Source organism: Bradyrhizobium sp. ARR65, assembly GCF_000472385.1.
Taxonomy (GTDB): domain Bacteria; phylum Pseudomonadota; class Alphaproteobacteria; order Rhizobiales; family Xanthobacteraceae; genus Bradyrhizobium.
On the sequence record NZ_AWZU01000024.1, the window covers coordinates 106,775 to 124,574 of the forward strand.

At 65.4% G+C, this 17,800-nt stretch carries 15 protein-coding genes, 1 pseudogene and 1 riboswitch; of the genes and pseudogenes, 8 read left to right on the forward strand and 8 right to left on the reverse strand.

The window, feature by feature from the left end:
- Window positions 1-2: 2 nt before the first annotated feature.
- The 5 genes from F758_RS0124800 to F758_RS0124820 are packed head-to-tail and all read right to left on the reverse strand — an operon-like array spanning window position 3 to window position 6,460.
- Entirely contained in the window at window positions 3-632 is a 630-nt protein-coding gene (locus tag F758_RS0124800; RefSeq protein ID WP_024510405.1) for a precorrin-8X methylmutase, read from the reverse strand.
- Complete coding sequence (gene cobG / locus F758_RS0124805; RefSeq protein WP_024510406.1) at window positions 632-1,795, reverse strand: precorrin-3B synthase; 1,164 nt, start codon at window positions 1,793-1,795, stop codon at window positions 632-634. Before cobG ends, F758_RS0124800 begins: the two co-directional genes overlap by 1 nt.
- Complete coding sequence (gene cobN / locus F758_RS0124810) at window positions 1,792-5,040, reverse strand: cobaltochelatase subunit CobN (RefSeq protein ID WP_024510407.1); 3,249 nt, start codon at window positions 5,038-5,040, stop codon at window positions 1,792-1,794. Before cobN ends, cobG begins: the two co-directional genes overlap by 4 nt.
- On the reverse strand, window positions 5,040-6,089 hold the full coding sequence (gene cobW / locus F758_RS0124815; RefSeq protein ID WP_024510408.1) for a cobalamin biosynthesis protein CobW: 1,050 nt from the start codon (window positions 6,087-6,089) through the stop codon (window positions 5,040-5,042). Before cobW ends, cobN begins: the two co-directional genes overlap by 1 nt.
- The gene (locus tag F758_RS0124820) at window positions 6,086-6,460 is read right to left on the reverse strand and encodes a DUF1636 family protein (protein WP_024510409.1); all 375 of its coding nucleotides are present in this window, start codon (window positions 6,458-6,460) and stop codon (window positions 6,086-6,088) included. Before F758_RS0124820 ends, cobW begins: the two co-directional genes overlap by 4 nt.
- A gap of 93 nt (window positions 6,461-6,553) precedes the next feature.
- A riboswitch (cobalamin riboswitch) is annotated at window positions 6,554-6,775 on the reverse strand.
- 57 nt (window positions 6,776-6,832) lie between these two features.
- On the opposite strand from F758_RS0124820, the gene cobO reads away from it, so the two are divergent.
- Together cobO and F758_RS0124830 are read left to right on the forward strand one after the other, a co-directional pair.
- Complete coding sequence (cobO, locus tag F758_RS0124825) at window positions 6,833-7,471, forward strand: cob(I)yrinic acid a,c-diamide adenosyltransferase (RefSeq protein WP_024510410.1); 639 nt, start codon at window positions 6,833-6,835, stop codon at window positions 7,469-7,471.
- A 7-nt stretch (window positions 7,472-7,478) separates the two neighbouring features.
- On the forward strand, window positions 7,479-8,927 hold the full coding sequence (locus F758_RS0124830; protein ID WP_024510411.1) for a cobyric acid synthase: 1,449 nt from the start codon (window positions 7,479-7,481) through the stop codon (window positions 8,925-8,927).
- 117 nt (window positions 8,928-9,044) lie between these two features.
- Here the strand turns inward: F758_RS0124830 and cobD are convergent, their stop codons facing one another.
- Window positions 9,045-10,010: a threonine-phosphate decarboxylase CobD gene (gene cobD, locus F758_RS0124835; protein ID WP_024510412.1), complete on the reverse strand. Its 966-nt coding sequence runs from the start codon at window positions 10,008-10,010 to the stop codon at window positions 9,045-9,047.
- Between the two features lie 10 nt (window positions 10,011-10,020).
- Window positions 10,021-10,944 carry an adenosylcobinamide-phosphate synthase CbiB gene (cbiB, locus tag F758_RS0124840; protein WP_157450143.1) on the reverse strand — a complete coding sequence of 308 codons (924 nt, stop codon included), beginning with the start codon at window positions 10,942-10,944 and terminating at the stop codon, window positions 10,021-10,023.
- 148 nt (window positions 10,945-11,092) lie between these two features.
- Here cbiB and cobU point away from each other — a divergent pair, with 148 nt between their 5' ends.
- The 3 genes from cobU to F758_RS0124855 are packed head-to-tail and all read left to right on the forward strand — an operon-like array spanning window position 11,093 to window position 13,974.
- Window positions 11,093-11,596 carry a bifunctional adenosylcobinamide kinase/adenosylcobinamide-phosphate guanylyltransferase gene (cobU, locus tag F758_RS0124845; RefSeq protein WP_024510414.1) on the forward strand — a complete coding sequence of 168 codons (504 nt, stop codon included), beginning with the start codon at window positions 11,093-11,095 and terminating at the stop codon, window positions 11,594-11,596.
- 13 nt (window positions 11,597-11,609) lie between these two features.
- A complete protein-coding gene (cobS, locus tag F758_RS0124850) occupies window positions 11,610-12,380 on the forward strand; it encodes an adenosylcobinamide-GDP ribazoletransferase (protein WP_024510415.1) in 771 nt (256 codons plus the stop codon).
- 7 nt (window positions 12,381-12,387) lie between these two features.
- A complete protein-coding gene (locus F758_RS0124855; RefSeq protein ID WP_024510416.1) occupies window positions 12,388-13,974 on the forward strand; it encodes an AMP-binding protein in 1,587 nt (528 codons plus the stop codon).
- Window positions 13,975-14,278: 304 nt separating this feature from the next.
- On the opposite strand, the gene F758_RS0124860 is transcribed toward F758_RS0124855, so the two are convergent.
- Window positions 14,279-15,844, reverse strand: a complete 1,566-nt coding sequence (locus F758_RS0124860; RefSeq protein WP_024510417.1) for a winged helix-turn-helix domain-containing protein — start codon at window positions 15,842-15,844, stop codon at window positions 14,279-14,281.
- 149 nt (window positions 15,845-15,993) lie between these two features.
- Here F758_RS0124860 and mddA point away from each other — a divergent pair, with 149 nt between their 5' ends.
- The 3 genes and pseudogenes from mddA to F758_RS0124875 all read left to right on the forward strand — a co-directional run.
- Window positions 15,994-16,770, forward strand: coding sequence for a methanethiol S-methyltransferase (mddA, locus tag F758_RS0124865; protein WP_024510418.1), 777 nt, complete (start codon window positions 15,994-15,996; stop codon window positions 16,768-16,770).
- Window positions 16,771-16,823: 53 nt separating this feature from the next.
- A pseudogene (locus tag F758_RS48085) lies at window positions 16,824-17,090 on the forward strand (GFA family protein); the annotation flags it as partial.
- Between the two features lie 150 nt (window positions 17,091-17,240).
- The coding region (locus tag F758_RS0124875; protein ID WP_024510419.1) for a glutathione S-transferase family protein at window positions 17,241-17,800 on the forward strand (560 nt) is incomplete at its 3' end.

Genomic DNA, 17,800 nt, shown 5'->3' on the forward strand with positions numbered 1-17,800 from the left:
GACTACTCGCTCCTGCTTGCAAGCGCATTCACGGCGGCCACAGTGATCGCCGAACCGCCGAGCCGCCCCTCGACCGTGAGGGCCGGCACCGGCAGCGCCCCCATCAACGCGGCCTTCGATTCCGCGGCACCGACGAAGCCGACGGGACAGCCGATGATCGCCGCCGGCCGCGGACACGCCTTGTCCTCGAGCATGTTCAGCAGATGGAACAGCGCCGTTGGTGCATTACCGATCGCCACCACTGCACCCGCGATATGAGGCCGCCACAGTTCGAGCGCCGCGGCCGAACGGGTGTTGCGCATGGACTGCGCGAGACCAGGCACAGCGGCATCGTCCAACGTGCAGATCACCGCATTGCTCTTTGGCAGGCGCGCCCGCGTGATACCTTCGGACACCATACGCGCGTCGCAAAGAATGGGCGCGCCGCTCGCAAGTGCTTCGCGCGTAGCGACGGCCATGCCCGGCGAAAAGCGGATGTGGCGCTCCAGCCCGACCATCCCCGCAGCATGGATCATGCGCACCACGACAGGCTCCTCGTCGGGCGAAAAGCGCGCGAGATCGGCCTCGGCGCGGATGGTCGCGAAAGACTTCTTGTAGATGGCCGCGCCATCGGTTTCGTAAGTATACGGCATCAGCGATCCTCCAGAACCGCAGACGGATCGGCCAGCATCTCGGCGCGCGTCAGGCCGCGCAGGGCCGGTGCATCCCGGCTCGAACCATTGCGGATCAGGTCGAAGCCGTCGGCGGCGGCGACCAGCGTGGCGGCCGCTGCGCCCGGATGCGCGCAACCTTTGGCGCAGCCGGACACGTGGAGATGCGCGCCCGCCGCCATATGGGGCGCCAGCGCGGCCGCAAGCGCGCGCGTCTCGGCATAAGCAGCTCCGCAAGCGGGTGCGCCGCTACAGGCGGAAACGCGTAGCAGCGGATCGTCGGCGTGACTGACGATGCCCTCATGCTCGGGCATTTCGCGCAGGCCTTCGACAAAGACCATGCGCCATGGCGTCATCCGTAAGCCACTCGCGCCCTCGGCGAGAACTCTAAAGGTCGCGCTCTGTATCTGCCCGAAGGCAATACCGACCAGCGCGCCGCCGGCACGCACGCCTGGATGCGGCGGCGGCGCGGCACGCGCCGGCACCGCGCAATCGGTAAATGCATGCGGTGGCCTCGCGCCGCTGCCGATATGGGCTGCCATGCGCCCTCGCCTACCGCTCGCCCCGCCCGAGGCCAAGAACCATTTTGCCAGCGCCAGCGCGGCCGGAACGGCCTCGCGCCTTGTGACAGGGCGGCCATTCGACGAACCGTCCGGGCGAACCATCAACCCGCCACTCGCGCTGCGCTCGATGCGGATGTCGGCGGAGTTCTGCGCCAGCAGGCGCTCGTTGCCGCAATCGACGGCAAAGCCGAATTTGGCGGGCAGACCGAGCGGCCGCTCGCCAAGCGCTCGCTCCAGCGCCGTCGCCAGCATGTGCGTGTCGTCGCCTTCGCTCCAGAGCGGCGCAACCAGGATGTTACGCTGGCTTTCCGTCTCCGCATCCGCATCGAGCAGCGCGAGCTGCGCCAGTGCCGCGAGCAGCGGTTCGTGAGCTTGCGCGCGCAGCCCGCGAATCTGCAGGTTGGCGCGGCCGGTCAGATCGATCAGCCCGTTGCCATGGCGCTCGGCGAGGTCGGCGATGGCCAGCGCCTGCGCCGGCGACAGGCGGCCGCCGCGCGGCCGGATACGCGCCACCAGCCCGTCCCCTGACGGCATCGGGCGGTGCGCGCTCGGACACCAGCCTTTGATCGCAACAGAGCTCATGAGGCCTTCCTCAAGGCGGCCGCGATGGAGTTGCGGCGCGTGACCCATAGCGAGGCGTCGTGCAGACGGCCAAAACAGTTTTCGATCGCCGCCAGCGCGGCGGGGTTTTCGCGCGCAAGAAAGTCGCGAACCTCGTCATTGCCGAGCGTCGCATCGTAATAGAGGTCGAAGAGATCCGTAGGGACTGCGTCGGCAAGGCGGGCAAAGGCGGCCATATGCTCGAGCGTCGCGGCGATTTCGGCCGCGCCGCGGAAGCCGTGGCGCGTCATTCCCGCGATCCACTTGGGATTTGCCGCGCGCGCACGCACCACGCGTGAAATCTCTTCCGTCAGCGATCGTGCGCGTGGCTCTTGCGGTCTTGTGGCGTCGAGATGGTAGAGCGCTTGCAAGGGGGCACCTAAGCTTGCCGCAGCGGCGGCCACCCCGCCCTCATGCGCGGCATAGTCGGCGGCAAGCAAGAGATCGGTTTCGGGCAGATCCTGCACGTGCACGAACGCATCAGCGGCCTCGAGCCGCGCTTCGATCGCGGCACGGTCCGGCTTCATCTCGCCACCCGCCGAGAACGACCATGACGAGGCTGCAAGCCACGCCTCGCCGGCCGCCTGCCTCGCCTCGCGTGTCAATGCATCGCGCGCGGCAAAACCGCCGACGCCGTAATGGCCCGGCTGCGGGCCGAACACGCGCGGCGCGCGCTGCGCGTAGGGATTTTCCGCGCCCTCGAAGTCGCGCCGGGAGAGCGCTTCCGACGCGGCCTCGAACAATTGCGCAAGATTCCCGAAGACGTCACGAAACAGGCCGGAGACCCGCAGCGTCACATCGACGCGAGGACGGCCGAGCTGGGCAAGGGGAATAATCTCGAATCCGGTGACGCGCCCGCTCGCCCCGTCCCAGCGCGGCGACAGGCCCGCGAGCTGCAGCGCCATCGCAAATTCCTCGCCGGCGGTACGCATCGTCGCCGAGCCCCAGAGATCGACCAGGAGACCCTTCGGCCAGTCGCCATGATCCTGCAGATGCCGCCGCAGCAGTTCTTCGGCGAGCTTGATGCCCTGCGCATGCGCCGCGCGGGTCGGCACCGCGCGCGGATCGACAGCGAAGAGATTGCGCCCAGTGGGCAGCACGTCGCGCCACCCCCGGAACGGCGAGCCCGCGGGTCCCGGCGCGACGCGTTTGCCGGCGAGCGCATCGAGCAGCGCCCGGCGCTCTTGATCTCCGCAAGCGCCGCGGCCGAAAATATGCAGACCATCACCGAACTGGCTTTCCTTGAGATCGCAGACGAAGCGATCGATGCGCGGAATGGCTTCCGCCGCCGAGGCGGAAGCAGCGAGCCCGAGATCCTGCTCAACGCCCGCGGCGCGTGCCTCTTCGCGGACCGCGGCAACGAGACGCTGACGCCGCGCCGGATCGAGACCGTCGGCAGTGGAATATTCGTCGAGCAATTGCTCGAGCCGCACGAGGTTTTCCGGCAGCCGGCTCGCTGCGAGCGGCGGCGGCAAATGGCCAATAGTGATGGCGCTCAGGCGGCGCTTGGCCTGCGCCGCCTCGCCGGGGTCGTTGACGATGAAGGGATAGATCACCGGGACGTCGCCGGTCAGCGCTTCCGGCCAGCAATCATCCGATAGCGCCACGGACTTTCCGGGCAGCCATTCCAGCGTGCCATGCGCGCCCATGTGGATGATGGCGTGAATGCCCTGAGCGCGAAGCCAGAGATAGAACGCGACATAGGCGTGGCGCGGGACGCGAGTGAGATCATGATATTCGGCGTCGCGGCCAGCGACGTCGCCACGTTCGGGTTGTACGGCGATGATGGCGTTGCCGCGCGTTACAGCGACGAACTGAAACTGACTGTCGCAGACTTGCGGATCATCCTCCGGCGCGCCCCAGGCGGCTGCGAGATCGTCCTGCAATCGACGCGGCAGCCCTGCCAGCGCGGAACGATACTCCGCGAGGCTCCAGGCCAGCCTCTCCCGCTGCAAGCCCTGCGCCAATGCAGCACCGGTCGCGACATCGAAATCGGCATCAGCAAGATCCGACAGCAGAACGTCCGTCGAGGCCAGCGCATCCAGCCCGACCGCGTGCGCGATCTGATGCGAGCGGCCAGGATAGCTCGAAAGGATAATGGCAAGCCGTTTATCGCGGTTTGGCAGCATTGCAAGGCGCGACCATGCCGCCACGCGATCGACCGCGGCATTGACACGTGTTTTGTCGGGCTGATGCGAGGCCAGCGCAATCTGCAGATCGCCGTCGCGCACGCCTTGCGACTTGAAGCTGACGACGCCAAGAAAGATCCGGCCGTCGACCTCAGGCAGCACCACATGCATCGCGAGATCTGCCGCCGACAGTCCGCGCAGCGCGGCCACCCAGTCCTCGCGGCGCGCGGTGGACAGCGCCACCTGGAACACCGGGCAGGATGCGGCATCGAACGGAGTGGTGCCGTCATCGGCCATCGCCGAGAACGCGGTTGCATTGATGATCGCCGCAGGCGCACGCTCGGCGAAGTGACGCTGCAGCCAGTCGGCGACGCCCCTGGCCTTCAGCGATGGCGCAAAGGCGCCATAGGCTTCAAAGCCCTTGTCTCGGAGGGCAGTGACAAGGGCGTCCACCGGCGCGGTATCCGCCGCGGTGACATAGGCGCGATAGAAGGTGACCAGCGCATGCGGCCTCCCCTCCGATTCCGGCAGCGACAACAGCACGCCTTGCGCCGGATCGTAAAAGCCCATCTCCGGAACTTTCACTTCTCCCGGCACAGGCCCGGCGTAGAGACCGGCGGCCAGCGCAAGCTGGGCAATCGCGGCCTGCGCCGCCACCGCACCGCCGGTGTCGCATAGTATCTTCAATTGCCGAAGCGTCGAGCGCGGCAAGGTCGAGAGCGCATCCAGCCGCGGATCGTCCCGGCCATCCGCCGGCAACACCGCGAGCGCGATGCCCTTCTTGCTTGCAAGCTCATGCAGCGCGGCGAGCCCATAGCTCCAATAGGATTCCCCGCCGATCAGCCGCACCAACACGCCGCGCGCGTGGCTGAGCGTTCGTTCGATGTAAGTATCGACCGAAAGCGGATGGCGCAGGCCGGCAAGATTGGCGAGCCGCAGCGAGGGCAGGCTTTTCCGCCCGCGCCGCCACCCCGCAGCAAAGGCCGCAAGGTCGCTGTCGGAGAACGAGAGCATGACGAGGTCGCCCCTGTCCTGCGCGAGATCGACAGGAACGGCGGTCTCCTCAAGCCCATGGCTCTCGCGAAAGACGACGTGCATCAGACGGCAAATCCCGAAAGACCGAGCCCCGCCTTGATCGCGGCTTCATCTATGTCGCCCTGCTCGCCAATCAGGACCAGCTTTGACCGCCGCGGCGCTGCACCCCAGGGACGATCGAACTGATGGCGTACGCGCTCGCCGACCGCCTGCAGGAGCAGGCGCATCGGCTTGCCGGCGATGGCGAGATAGCCCTTGGCGCGCAGCACGTTCTGTTCACGCGCGAGATGCCCGACCGCGCGCACCAGCGCGTCGATGTCGGTGATCTCGGGCAGTTCGACCACAACTGAGGCGAAATCATCGTGCTCGTGCTCCTCCTCGCCGTCATGATGCGACGGGCGCGCGGCGAGATCGTCTTCCGCGGCCGCATTCAAGCCCAGAATGACCTGCGGATCGATCGCGCCGTCGGTGACGGGCAGCATCGGCAGCGGCCGCGGCGCTTCCGCCGCAATGACCTGCTTGGCCGCGGCAACACCGGCTTCGCCCGCGAGGTCGGCTTTGGTGAGCAGCACGATGTCGGCGCAGGCGATCTGGTCCTCGAAGACTTCCGATAGCGGCGTCTCGTGATCAAGGTTCTCATCTGCGGCCCGCTGCGCATCGACTGCGGCCGGATCCGGCGCGAAACGCCCAGCCGCGACCGCTTCCGCATCGGCCAGTGCGATCACGCCGTCGACCGTGATGCGCGACTTGATCTCGGGCCAGTCGAACGCCTTCAGAAGCGGCTTGGGCAGTGCGAGCCCTGAGGTTTCGATCAGGATGTGATCCGGTTGCACGTCCCGCGCCAGCAGGCTCTGCATGGTTGGAATGAACTCATCCGCCACCGTGCAGCAGATGCAGCCATTGGCGAGTTCGACGATGTTCTCCTCAGGGCAATTCGCGTCCGCGCAGGATTTCAGGATTTCGCCGTCGACGCCTTCGCTGCCGAACTCGTTGACCAGCACGGCAAGCTTCCTGCCGTTCGGATTGGCCATGAGATGCCGGATCAGCGTGGTCTTGCCCGAGCCGAGAAAGCCCGTGATCACGGTGACGGGGATTTTGGCGAGCGACGTCATTCGGCAGCCTCCGGCAAGCTCACGATCGGGGGAATACGAGCAAGCGACTGCTTGCGAAAGATCTCGGGCCGCGACCGCCAGGGCACGATGCCGTCCGCGGCCGCCGCATAGGCCGCGGCGCCGGCGACCACGTCCCGCGCATTGGCATGCGACAGGCGGCCATATACATAAGACCAGCGGCCGGGTGCACTGAGCGCGACCGAACAGCCTTGGCTGCAGGCGGAAAGACACTCGACCGGCACGAGGTTGACGCCCTCAGGCACACCCGCCTCAAGGATGGCGTCGCGCAGCCGCGCGCCGGGTGTCGGCTCGCCCTCCGGTAGGGTTTGACCTGCGCGGCAGGTAATACAGACATGAAGCGTGACGGCCATCGCCTTCCCTTTACGTTCCGGCGGAGGCGATGAGGCGCACGAACCAACGGCAGAGGGTTCGCTCCCCGTCGCGGAACACCCCGTCCGCCGGTCTTCGAAACACAAGCGCTGGCAGGTCTCCCGGCTTGCGGAGCAGGACTCTTGATCGGGTCCTCCGATCCCCGCCTTCCCGATTCTCGGGAAGAGAATCAGTGGCAATTGGGGACCTCTCCGGTCACGGTCGCGGGGGCGGCTGCGCTTCGGGCCAAATTTTTAACCCTATCGCATTCCCTCTTCGCCTGTCGTAGGACAGGAACCAGCGCGGGCGGAGCATTTGCTCAAGCGCGCCGCTTGTCAAGCCGAAGGAGTGAATCGGTGGCTTCGGAACATGATTTGGCCGAGAGTACGCAAGAAACCGTCGCCGGCGCCGACCTCGACGCGCGCCACGCTGCCAAGATGGCCAAGAAGAAAGCCGTCCGCGATCGCATGATGGCGGAGAAGAGCGGTGAGAAAGGTCTGATCATCGTTCACACCGGCGCAGGCAAGGGGAAATCCTCCTCCGCCTTCGGCATGATCGTGCGCTGCGTGGCGCATGGGTTGCCTTGCGCGGTCGTGCAGTTCATCAAGGGTGCGTGGGACACGGGCGAACGGCGGCTCCTCACGGGCCATTTCGGCGAGCTATGCCAGTTCTACGCCATGGGCGAGGGCTTTACCTGGGAAACCCAGGACCGCGCCCGCGATATTGCCGCCGCGAAAGCAGGTTGGGAGAAGGCCAAGCAATTGATCGGCGATGAGCGGCTGCGCATGGTCGTGCTCGACGAGATCAACATCGCGCTGCGCTACGACTATCTCGACATCAGCGAAATCGTGGACTTCCTGCGTGATTCAAAGCCGCCGCTGACACATGTCGTGCTCACGGGGCGCAACGCCAAGCAGGAACTGATCGATCTCGCCGATCTCGTCACCGAGATGACGCTGGTGAAACATCCCTTCCGCTCCGGCATCAAGGCGCAGCCGGGCGTCGAGTTCTAGGCTTCGCATGGCGCGCGCATTGATGATCCAGGGCGCGGGCTCCGATGTGGGCAAGTCGCTCATCGTCGCAGGGCTCGCGCGGGCAGCGAAGCGCCGCGGTTTGCGCGTGCGCCCCTTCAAGCCGCAGAACATGTCGAACAACGCCGCGGTCACGACGGATGGTGGCGAGATTGGCCGCGCGCAGGCACTACAGGCGCTGGCCGCCGGGATCGATTCGCATACCGATATGAATCCGGTGCTGCTCAAGCCGGAAACCGATGTCGGCGCGCAGGTGATCGTGCAGGGCCGGCGCATTGCGACCTTGCGCGCGCGCGACTATGCCAGGCTGAAGCCTTCGCTGATGCCGGCAATAGTGGAGAGTTTTGGCCGGCTGAAGCAGGAGGCCGATCTGGTGCTGGTGGAAGGTGCCGGCAGCCCCGCGGAAGTCAACCTGCGCGCCAACGACATTGCCAATATGGGCTTTGCGCGCCGCGCCGACGTTCCGGTCGTGCTGGTCGGCGACATCGACCGCGGCGGGGTGATCGCGCAGATCGTCGGCATCAAGGCGGTGCTCGAACCCGACGATGCCACGATGATCTCAGGCTTCATCATCAACAAATTCCGCGGCGATCCGACCCTGTTCGATGACGGTTATAGACTGATCGAAGAGCGCACCGCCTGGCGCGGCTTCGGCGTCCTGCCCTATTTTGGCCGCGCAAGCGAGCTGCCGGCGGAAGATGCGCTCGGGCTTGCCGAGGCGCGCAAGCCGGGGCGTACAAAGATCGCGTTCCTGGCGCTGTCGCGCATCGCCAATTTCGACGATCTCGATCCGCTCAAGCTCGAGCCCGAAGTCGATCTCGTTATGGTGCGCCCTGGCGAAGCCATTCCAGGCGATGCAAAGCTCGTGATCCTGCCCGGAGCCAAATCGACGCGCGGCGATCTCGATTTCTTGCGCGCGCAAGGCTGGGACGTCGACCTGCTGGCGCATCATCGCCGCGGCGGCCATGTGCTCGGCATCTGCGGCGGCTATCAGATGCTCGGCAAAAGCGTCGCCGATCCCGAAGGCATCGAAGGGCCGGCCGGCGAGACGCCGGGGCTCGGATTGTTGGACGTCACCACCGTGATGACGCCGGAAAAGGCGCTCACCCGCGTCAAGGCCGTGCATGCGGCGACTGGTCAAGGGCTTGAGGCCTACGAAATCCATATCGGCCGCACCGAGGGTCCAGACCTCGCGCGGCCGTTTTCATTTGTCGGCGGTGCGCCGGAGGGCGCGGTCTCTGCCGATGGGCTCGTACACGGCACTTACCTACATGGCCTCTTTACAGCGGATGCATTCCGCCGTGCCTTTCTCGCAGGTCTCGGGATTGGGGCTTCAGGCGAACAGTACCGGGCACGAATCGAGAGCGCGCTGGACGCGCTGGCCGATCACATTGAACGTCATCTCGATATCGATGGTTTGCTACGGCTTGCGCGGTGATGGCTCGATCATCTTGTATTCATCGCATCTCTCACCGTCATGCTGGCTCGCTTCGCGAGCACCTCAGGGGGTGACGGGTCGGCTTGAGAGCCCGTTCGAGCTCAGACGTTCCACGCGTTAGCGCGCAAGCGCCGCGGAAAGTCGCTGCCATTCCGCCTCATCACCCGGCAAGCCAAGCCGCAGCCAGGACGGCCTATCTTTGAAAACCCGCGACCAGATGCGCGCGCGCGCGAGCCGCTCTTGAGCGAGCAGACCATCGCCAGTCTCATAAAGGCGGAACAGCGGCGTGCCGCCGAGAAGTGCCCACCCTGCCCCGCGCGCCAGCTCATCCAGGCGCGCGGCGTCCCGGACGAGGCGCGCACACGTCGCGTCCGCCCATTGCCGTTCCAACAGCGCGCGCTGGCCGATCTCGATGGCGACGCCCGAGACCGGCCACGGTCCCGACATGGCGGCGAGTGTCGCAATATCAGCCTCACACCCCAGTGCGAAACCGAGCCGTAAGCCGGCCAGGCCATAGAACTTCCCGAAGGAGCGCAGCACCAGAAGGCCGCGCCGTCCGGCGCGTGGCGCCAGCGAGAGTTGCGGCATCACGTCGACAAAGCTCTCATCGACAACAAGCCGGCCGACGCGCGGCGCCAGGGCCAACAATGTGCCTGGATCATGCCGGCGTCCATCCGGATTGTTCGGATTAACAACGATGGCGAGATCGGCGCCAGCGAGCGCTTCGAGATCCGAGACACCCTCCACCTCCCAACCCGCCATCCGCAGCACGTGGCCAAACTCGCCATAGGTGGGGCTGAGAATTTTTGCGCAGCCGGGCGGGCCTAGCCGCGGCAATAGCTGGATCGCCGCTTGCGCGCCGGCCATCGCGACCACGGGCGCGGTGGTGTCATACGCTTGCCGCGCGGCCTCGTGCAGCGATTCGATCTGGGCGCGCGAAGGCAGCGCGTTCCAAAGGTGCGGCGACAATTCCGGAATCGGATAGGGCAGACGATTGATCCCGGTGGAGAGATCGATCCAATCCGCGAGCTCGCCGCCGAAGCGCGCGCGCGCGACATCAAGATTCCCGCCGTGGTCGATCATGCGAACAGGCTTACACCAAGGCGAGCACGACAAGAAGCCCCGCGACGCAGATCATGGCGCGAACATAGAGCCTTAAAGCGGAAGCAACATCATCGGGTCGGGGATCGCGCGCGTCGCCGTTCAGCCAGGGTTCATCGGCAAGTACGCCGTGATAGACCCGCGGCCCGCACAGCCGCACGCCGAGGCCGCCTGCGACGGCCGCCTCCGGCCAACCCGCATTGATCGAGCGGTGATGGCGCGCATCCCGCGCCATACAGCCCAGCGCCTCCGCCGGCCGCGCGGAGAGCAGCGCAAACAGCAGAGCGGTTAGGCGCGCCGGCACGAGATTGGCGATATCGTCGATGCGCGCGGCGGCCCAACCGAACCATTCGTGCCGCTCATCGCGATGGCCGATCATGGAATCCAGCGTGTTGATCGCCTTGTAGGCGACGATACCGGGCAGCCCGAGCAGCGCCCCCCAGAAGATCGGCGCTACCACGCCATCGGAGGTGTTTTCCGCCAGGCTCTCGATCGTGGCCCGCGCGATCCCCGCCTCGTCCAGCCTGCTCGGATCGCGCCCCACGATCGTCGAGACGGCTTGCCGTGCGGCGCCGACATCACCGGCCTGCAACGGCCTTGCGACCGCGGCCACATGCTCTTGCAGCGAGCGCAGTGCAACGAAGGGCCAGGCGAGCACGCCCAACAGCAACATCTGGCGCCAGCCGGGACCAATCGCAATCTGCAGCGCGAGCGCGAGCGCGCCGGCCAGACCGACGACGAAAAGCGCGGCGAAGACGCCCGCAATGCGTCGCATCCAGGGCGGGTCGTTGTCCCTGTTCCAGGACCTGTCCAGCGTGTCGATCAGCCGGCCGAGCCAGGTGACGGGGTGACCAATGCGCGTGTAGAGGCTGCCGGGCCAACCCAGCACGCCATCGATCGCCATTGCAACCAGCATTGCTCCCGCAAAACCCAATTCGGTCCCCCCGCATTGCCCCCCACTGATGCGCAAGAATGCTCGGCTTCCGCAAGCCCCATGGCTCCGAATTAGGGCTTTGTCATCAGGGCAGGATTGGATTACTCCGATGGCGGACGCGGAGGGCCAGATGCCAATCATCCTCATCACCGGCGGTGCACGATCGGGCAAGAGCACGCGGGCAGAACAGCGCGCGCTCTCCTTCCCCGGCAAGCCGGTCTATATCGCCACCGCCGAAGCGCTGGATGAGGAGATGCGCGCGCGCATCGCAAGACACCGCGCCCGGCGCGGCAACGACTGGATCGAGCGCGAAGTACCGATCGAGCTGGCGGCTGCGCTCGATGAGTCCGACGGCGCCGGGGCGCGGCTGGTCGATTGCCTGACGCTATGGCTCTCCAATCTCATGCACGCGCAGCGCGATTGGCGCATCGAGGGCGACAAGCTCTCGGCGGCCCTGTCGCGACAGCGCAGCCCGGTCGTGCTGGTGACCAATGAAGTGGGGCTAGGCATCGTGCCCGACAATGCGTTGGCGCGTGAATTTCGCGACGCGGCCGGGCTCCTCAACCAAGTCATCGCCCGCGTTGCCGATGAGGTGGAGTTCGTCGTTGCCGGCTTGCCGATTCGGGTGAAATAGCGAGGCAGCGAGCATGGAGCGCGAAGAGGGGCTGCGAAGTTTTGTCCAGGATTTGCGGATCGCCGTCACGCTTTGCACCCGACTGCCGGTCGGATCGCTCGTATCGGTTGCGGGCGGCGAAGTGGCGCGGGCAAGCTGGGCCTTCCCGGTCGCCGGGCTGCTCGTCGGCCTGCTCGGGGCCGTGACCTATTGGCTCGCGAGCCGCCTGCACATCCCGCCGCAAGCCGCCTCAGTGCTGGCGCTTGCCGCAACCATCTCGTTCACCGGCGCGATGCATGAGGACGGGCTGGCCGACACCGCCGACGGTTTTGGCGGCGGCAAGACGCGCGAGCGCAAGCTGGAGATCATGCGCGACAGCCGGATCGGCACGTTCGGCGCCTGCGCGCTCGGCGTGTCGCTGCTGTTGCGCTGGAGTGCGATCGCGAGCTTCGATGACTGGCATTCGGTGGCGATCGCGCTTGTGGTCGCGCACGGCGGAGGGCGTGCGGGGCTACCGGCCTTCATGCGCTTCCTTCCGCTGGCGCGCCCGGACGGGCTTTCGAGCGGCGCCGGCCAGCCGCCGATACAGAGCGTTGTGATCGCGCTTGGCCTTGGCATCGTTGTGCTGCTGATCGGCTTTGGCACAGGCGCGATGCTGATCGGCTGCCTCGCCGTGGCGGCGATCGGGCTGCTGCTCGCGCGGCTCTCGCTTTCCCAGATCGGCGGCCAGACCGGCGACGTGATCGGCGCCTTCGAACAGATGGCCGAGGCCGCACTTCTCCTGACAGGCGCCGCACTGTTATAAACGCCTCATGCCGAGCGACCCTCCGTCCCTGACCGCGTTTTTGGAGAACGCCGCGCCCGCCGAACCGGCTTTCGTGTTCGACGGCAAAGCCGTTTCTCATGAGGATTTCGCGCAGCGCGTGGAACAAACGGTCGCCTGGCTGGGCGCGCAAGGCATCGTCCGCGGCGACGTGATCGCGGTATGGCTGGTCAATCGGCTGGAATGGCTGACCCTGTTGTTTGCCGCGGCAAAGCTCGGCGCGATCGTTGCCGCCGTCAACACGCGCTATCGCAGCGCCGAGGTCGCGCATCTGCTTGGCCTCTCAGGCGCAAAACTGCTCGTCACAGAGGCCTCGTTCCGCTCGATCGACTTTGCCGCGATCCTCGGTGGGATCGACAAAGCCGCCGTGCCGGAGCTTGCGCGCATTGCAGTGGTCGGCGCGGGAGAGCTGGAGAGCGCCTGGCCGTGCCTGCGCTTCGATGCGTTCGAGAGGTCGTACCCGGCAGCCCCATTGCCGCCACCGGATGTCGATGCGCCGGTGCTGCTTTACACCACCTCCGGCACGACCAGGGGACCCAAACTGGTCGCGCATTCGCAACGCACCCTCGCCAGCCATGCCCGCGCGGTCGCAACAGCACTCGCGCTGGTGCCGAAAAAACATTCGCTGCTAGCGATGCTGCCGTTCTGCGGAACTTTCGGCATGACCGGCGTGCTCGCCGCGTTCGCGGCCGGCATAACGGTCCATGTGCTCGATGCGTTCGAGCCGGCGGCGGCGCTGCGGGTGCTGGCGGAGGCCAGGATTACCCACAGCTTCGGCTCCGACGAGATGTTCCGCCGCATCCTGGCGCTGACCGACATGCCGCGTCCTTTCCCAAGCGCGCAGCTTTTCGGCTTTGCGGCGTTCCAGCCCGGCTGGCGCGAGTTCGCCGAAGCCGCTGAAGCGCGCGGGCTGCGGCTCTACGGGCTCTACGGCTCGAGCGAGCTGCAGGCGCTGTTCTCGATCGGCCGCAACGACGCGCCTTTCGCCGAGCGCATCGAGTGCGGCGGCTGGCCGATGTCGCCCGGCGCCATCGTCCGCGTGCGCGATCCGGAAAGCGGCGGGCTCGCCGCGCCCGGCATCTCCGGCGAACTCGAGATCAAAGCGCCCTCGGGCTTTCTCGGCTATTTCCGCAATCCGGCCGCCACGCGTGAGGCGATCACCACCGACGGATTCTTCCGCACCGGCGATATCGGCCGGCTGCGCGGCGACGGTTCGTTCATCTACGAGACGCGCGGCGGCGACGCCATGCGGCTCGGCGGCTTCCTGGTCGCTCCCGGCGAAATCGAGGACGAACTCAAGGCCTGCGCCGGGGTTGCGGACGCGCAGGTCGTCGAGGTCGAGATCGACGGCCAGCCCCGCTGCGCCGCCTTTGTCATTGCCGAGGACGATACGCCTCCGCAGCCGGAAGCTCTGACCGCGCGCTTGCGCGAGCGGCTGGCGGGCTACAAGGTTCCGGCCCGCATCTTCTTCATCGACGCCTTCCCTGTCACCGAAAGCGCCAACGGCGTGAAGATCCAGCGCAACAAGCTGCGCGCGCTCGCCATGGAGCAAATCGCGAGCGCGCCATCGCGCTAAGGAACGTCGGCTGATCAAATTGCAGAGCCGGACGAGCGCCGTCAGCCACCCCGTCATTGCGAGGAGCAAAGCGACGACCCGCCGTCGCTCGCTGGGCGAGCTATGGCGAGGCGTGAAGTCCCGCCGAAGCGCCTTTGCGCGTAGGCGGAAGCAATCCAGACTGTACCCGCGGAGAAGTCTGGATGCCTCGCTTCGCCCGCAATGACGGCGGAGGTTGGCCGCCGCCCGAGGGTTCGCTCAGTTCGGCGATTGCTCCAAAGAGAAGGTGGCGCTGCCATTGAGGCGACTTGCCGGCTGGTGCTGTTCAAGTGAGCCCGGCGCGGCGGAAGCCTTCGAGATAATGCTCTCGGTCGGCATCAAACTTCCATGGCAGTTCGTTTGCGATCCAGGCAAGCGAGATGTTCGGTTGGACCCGACGCAGCTCCTGCAATGCCGCGCGTGCCGTGTCCAGATCCCCCGCCATTCCGGCAGCAACGGTGAGAACCCGGTAAGCTCCTGTCAGATCGCCCCGTTGACGGGCAGCCTCACGTGCAAGCAACATCGCTTCGTCGTATTTGTTTTCGATGAATCGCGCGTAGGCGGCCACGCCGTAATAGATCGCGAGCGACGGATCGCGCGGGCTGTGCCGGATTGCGCGCTGCGCCGCTTCGTAGGCATGCTGCGTCCGTCCGCAATAACATAGCGCGAGCGCGTGATAGCCGTGCGCCATGCAGAAGTTCGGGTTTAGCTGAAGCGCCAGCTCGAATTCGCTGATGGCATCCGCAAGGCGCCGGGTCGAGAAATACACGCTGCCCAGCGCCGTGCGGGCCCATGCATCGTCGCCGGCCACCTCGACGGCCTTGAGCGCTGCACGCTCGGCCATGGGCGCCACGGTCGCAAGATCCGTCCAACCGAGATGAACGCCGCGCATGTAGCTGGCGGCGAGCACCGACAAGGCCTGACCATAGTTCGGATCGATCGCGATGGCCTGCTCCAAGAGCGCCTGCGCGATCGACTGGTCGTGCCGTGTGACGCGCCAGTAATGCGACAGCGCCCGCATGACGAGATCCCACGCGTCCAGGCTGTGAGGCGGCTTGCGCCTGGCGCGAAAATTCTCGGCGGCGTAGATCTGCGGCTCGATGGCGGCGACGATGGCCGTCGTGATTTCGTCCTGGACGGCGAAGACGTCGATCAGATCCCGATCGTAGCGCTCGGCCCAGACGTGACTGCCGGTCGCGACGTCATTGAGCTGAGCGGTGATGCGAACACGCCCGCCTTCCTTGCGCACGCTGCCTTCAAGCACATAGCGCACGGACAACTCTTCGGCGATCTGATTGATATGGACTGCCCTGCCTTTGTAGCTGAAGGATGAGTTGCGGGCGATCACGAAGAACCACTTCACCTTCGACAGCGCGGTGAGGATGTCCTCGCTGATCCCGTCGCAAAAATAGTCCTGCTCGGGATCCTCGCTCATATTCTCGAAGGCGAGCACGGCGATCGCCGGCCGGTCGGGCTCCGCCGTATCCTGTTGCGCCGAACGGCCGCGCTGTCGTGACGCATCTGCAACCAATGCGCTCGCGGGTTGCTTCCGCACCTCGCCGATGAAGCGAAAACCCTTGCGGGCGATGGTGCGGATCAGCCTCTGCGCCTTGCCGCTGTCCCCGATGGCCGTTCGCGCCGCATTGATACGGCTGGTCAGCGTGGAGTCGGACACGGTCCGGCCAGCCCAGACCAGGGAAATCAAATCCTCCTTGGTGACGACGCGGTCCCGATTCTCGATCAGATGGGTCAGCAGATCGAAGACTTGCGGCTGCACGGCGATGTGAACGCCGCTGCGCAGCAATTCGCGGCGGTCAATATCAAGCACATGGTTTTCGAAGACAAATTGCACGGCGCAACCCGGCTCGCATCCGGCCTCAAGAAAAAATCAGTGTCGCCTCACGAAAAAATCAAGCCCCGGCCAAAGCCCTGGGCGCGCGCTTTCGGCATTCTGCCGCAATTCATAGCGGGGGCCTGACCACTGTTGTTAGCGGATCGACCATGACCCAAATTCAGTCTACTGAACCAGCCGTTTCACCATATCGCATTGCAAAGATCATTGCCTTTCTTTACGGCATCCTCGCCTATTTCGCGTTCTGCGCGACAATTCTTTACGCCATCGGCTTCACCATGGGCGCCGTCGTGCCCAAAACCATTGACAGCGGCCCTGAGACGCCGGTCATCGAGGCCGTTATCGTAAACCTGCTCCTGATGTCACTGTTCGCCGTGCAACACAGTGTGATGGCGCGCAGGGGCTTCAAGGAATGGTGGACGCAATACGTACCGAAGTCAGCTGAGCGAAGCACCTATGTGCTGCTGGCGAGCCTGTGCCTCATGCTGCTGTTCTGGCAGTGGCGCCCGATACCGGCAATTGTTTGGCAAGCCGAGGACCCTGATCTCGCAGCGGCGGTTGCGACGATGTCGTTTATCGGCTGGGTGATCGTGTTCACCAGCACTTTCCTGATCAATCACTTTGAATTGTTCGGCTTGCGCCAGGTCATGGCGAACCTCGCAGGTCGCGAGATGCCGCCGCCCGAGTTCCGAACGCCGATCTACTACAAGTTCGTGCGGCATCCGATCTATCTCGGCTTCATTATCGCCTTCTGGGCCGCACCCGTCATGACGGCCGGACATCTGTTGTTCGCGGCGGTGACAACTTCATACATCTTTGTCGGCATCTTCTTCGAGGAGCGCGACCTGATCGAACTGTATGGTGATCAATATCGCCAGTACAGAAGGCGCGTCGCGATGCTCATTCCCTGGCGCAAGTCAACGTGACGGCGATCGAAATTGGAGGGAATAGAAGATGAAGCAATCGAGAGGAAACAAAGATGAAGCACTTCGGCAACTGTTTCTGCGGCGCCGTCGAACTCGAAGTTGCCGAGGCGCCAGAAGCCGCGGGCTACTGCCATTGCCGTTCCTGCCGCTCCTGGTCCGGCAGCCCCGTCAACGCCTTCAGCCTCTGGAAACCGGAGGCGGTGCGGATCATTGCGGGATCGGAACATGTGGCGACATTCATGAAGTCCGCGATGAGCCAACGCAAATATTGCAGGAAATGCGGCGGCCATTTGATGACTAATCATCCCTCGCTTGGACTAGGTCGTGAACCCATAAAGTGGGCAGGGCGCGCTGTAGAATGACGAATATGCGCCAAGCCTTGAGCGCATTACGCGCCATCGATGGTCCGTTGCGCGACTGGCTTACCTCTGCGAGTTAGTATATCTAGTCCAACCTAGGAACGCTTAACTATGCTCACCGTCTATGGCGAAGGTCGTGGCTTCCGTGTTATTTGGCTGCTTGAGGAATTGGGATTGGCTTATCGGCTGCGCCCGGTCGATCTGCTGACAGTCGAAAATGATCGCGATTTCCTCGCGATCAACCCCGCCGGCTTCATTCCCGCGCTGCAGGACGGCGAGACGATCATGGTCGAATCGATCGCGATTCTTGAGTACCTGCTCGCCCGCCACGGCTCAGGTTCGCTTGCCGTCGCCCCGGACGATCCCGCCTTCGCTTCCTATCTGCAATTTCTCCACTTAGGCGAGGCCGGTCTCGCCGGGCCGATGAACGCCGTCTTTGTCGGTCGCGAACTGGCGCCCGAAGCCGAGCGAGATGCCCGGGTTACCTGCTGGGCGCTCGAGACCTTCGAGAGCCGGCTGGGGTTGGTTATCCGCCGCCTCGCGGATTGCCCCTATCTCGCCGGCGACCGCTTCACTGCTGCCGATATCTCGGTGAGCTACGCCCTCCTGCTCGGCCTGCGAACTGGCAACTACGTCCCCGGTTCTACCGAGCGGGACTATCTCGCCCGCAC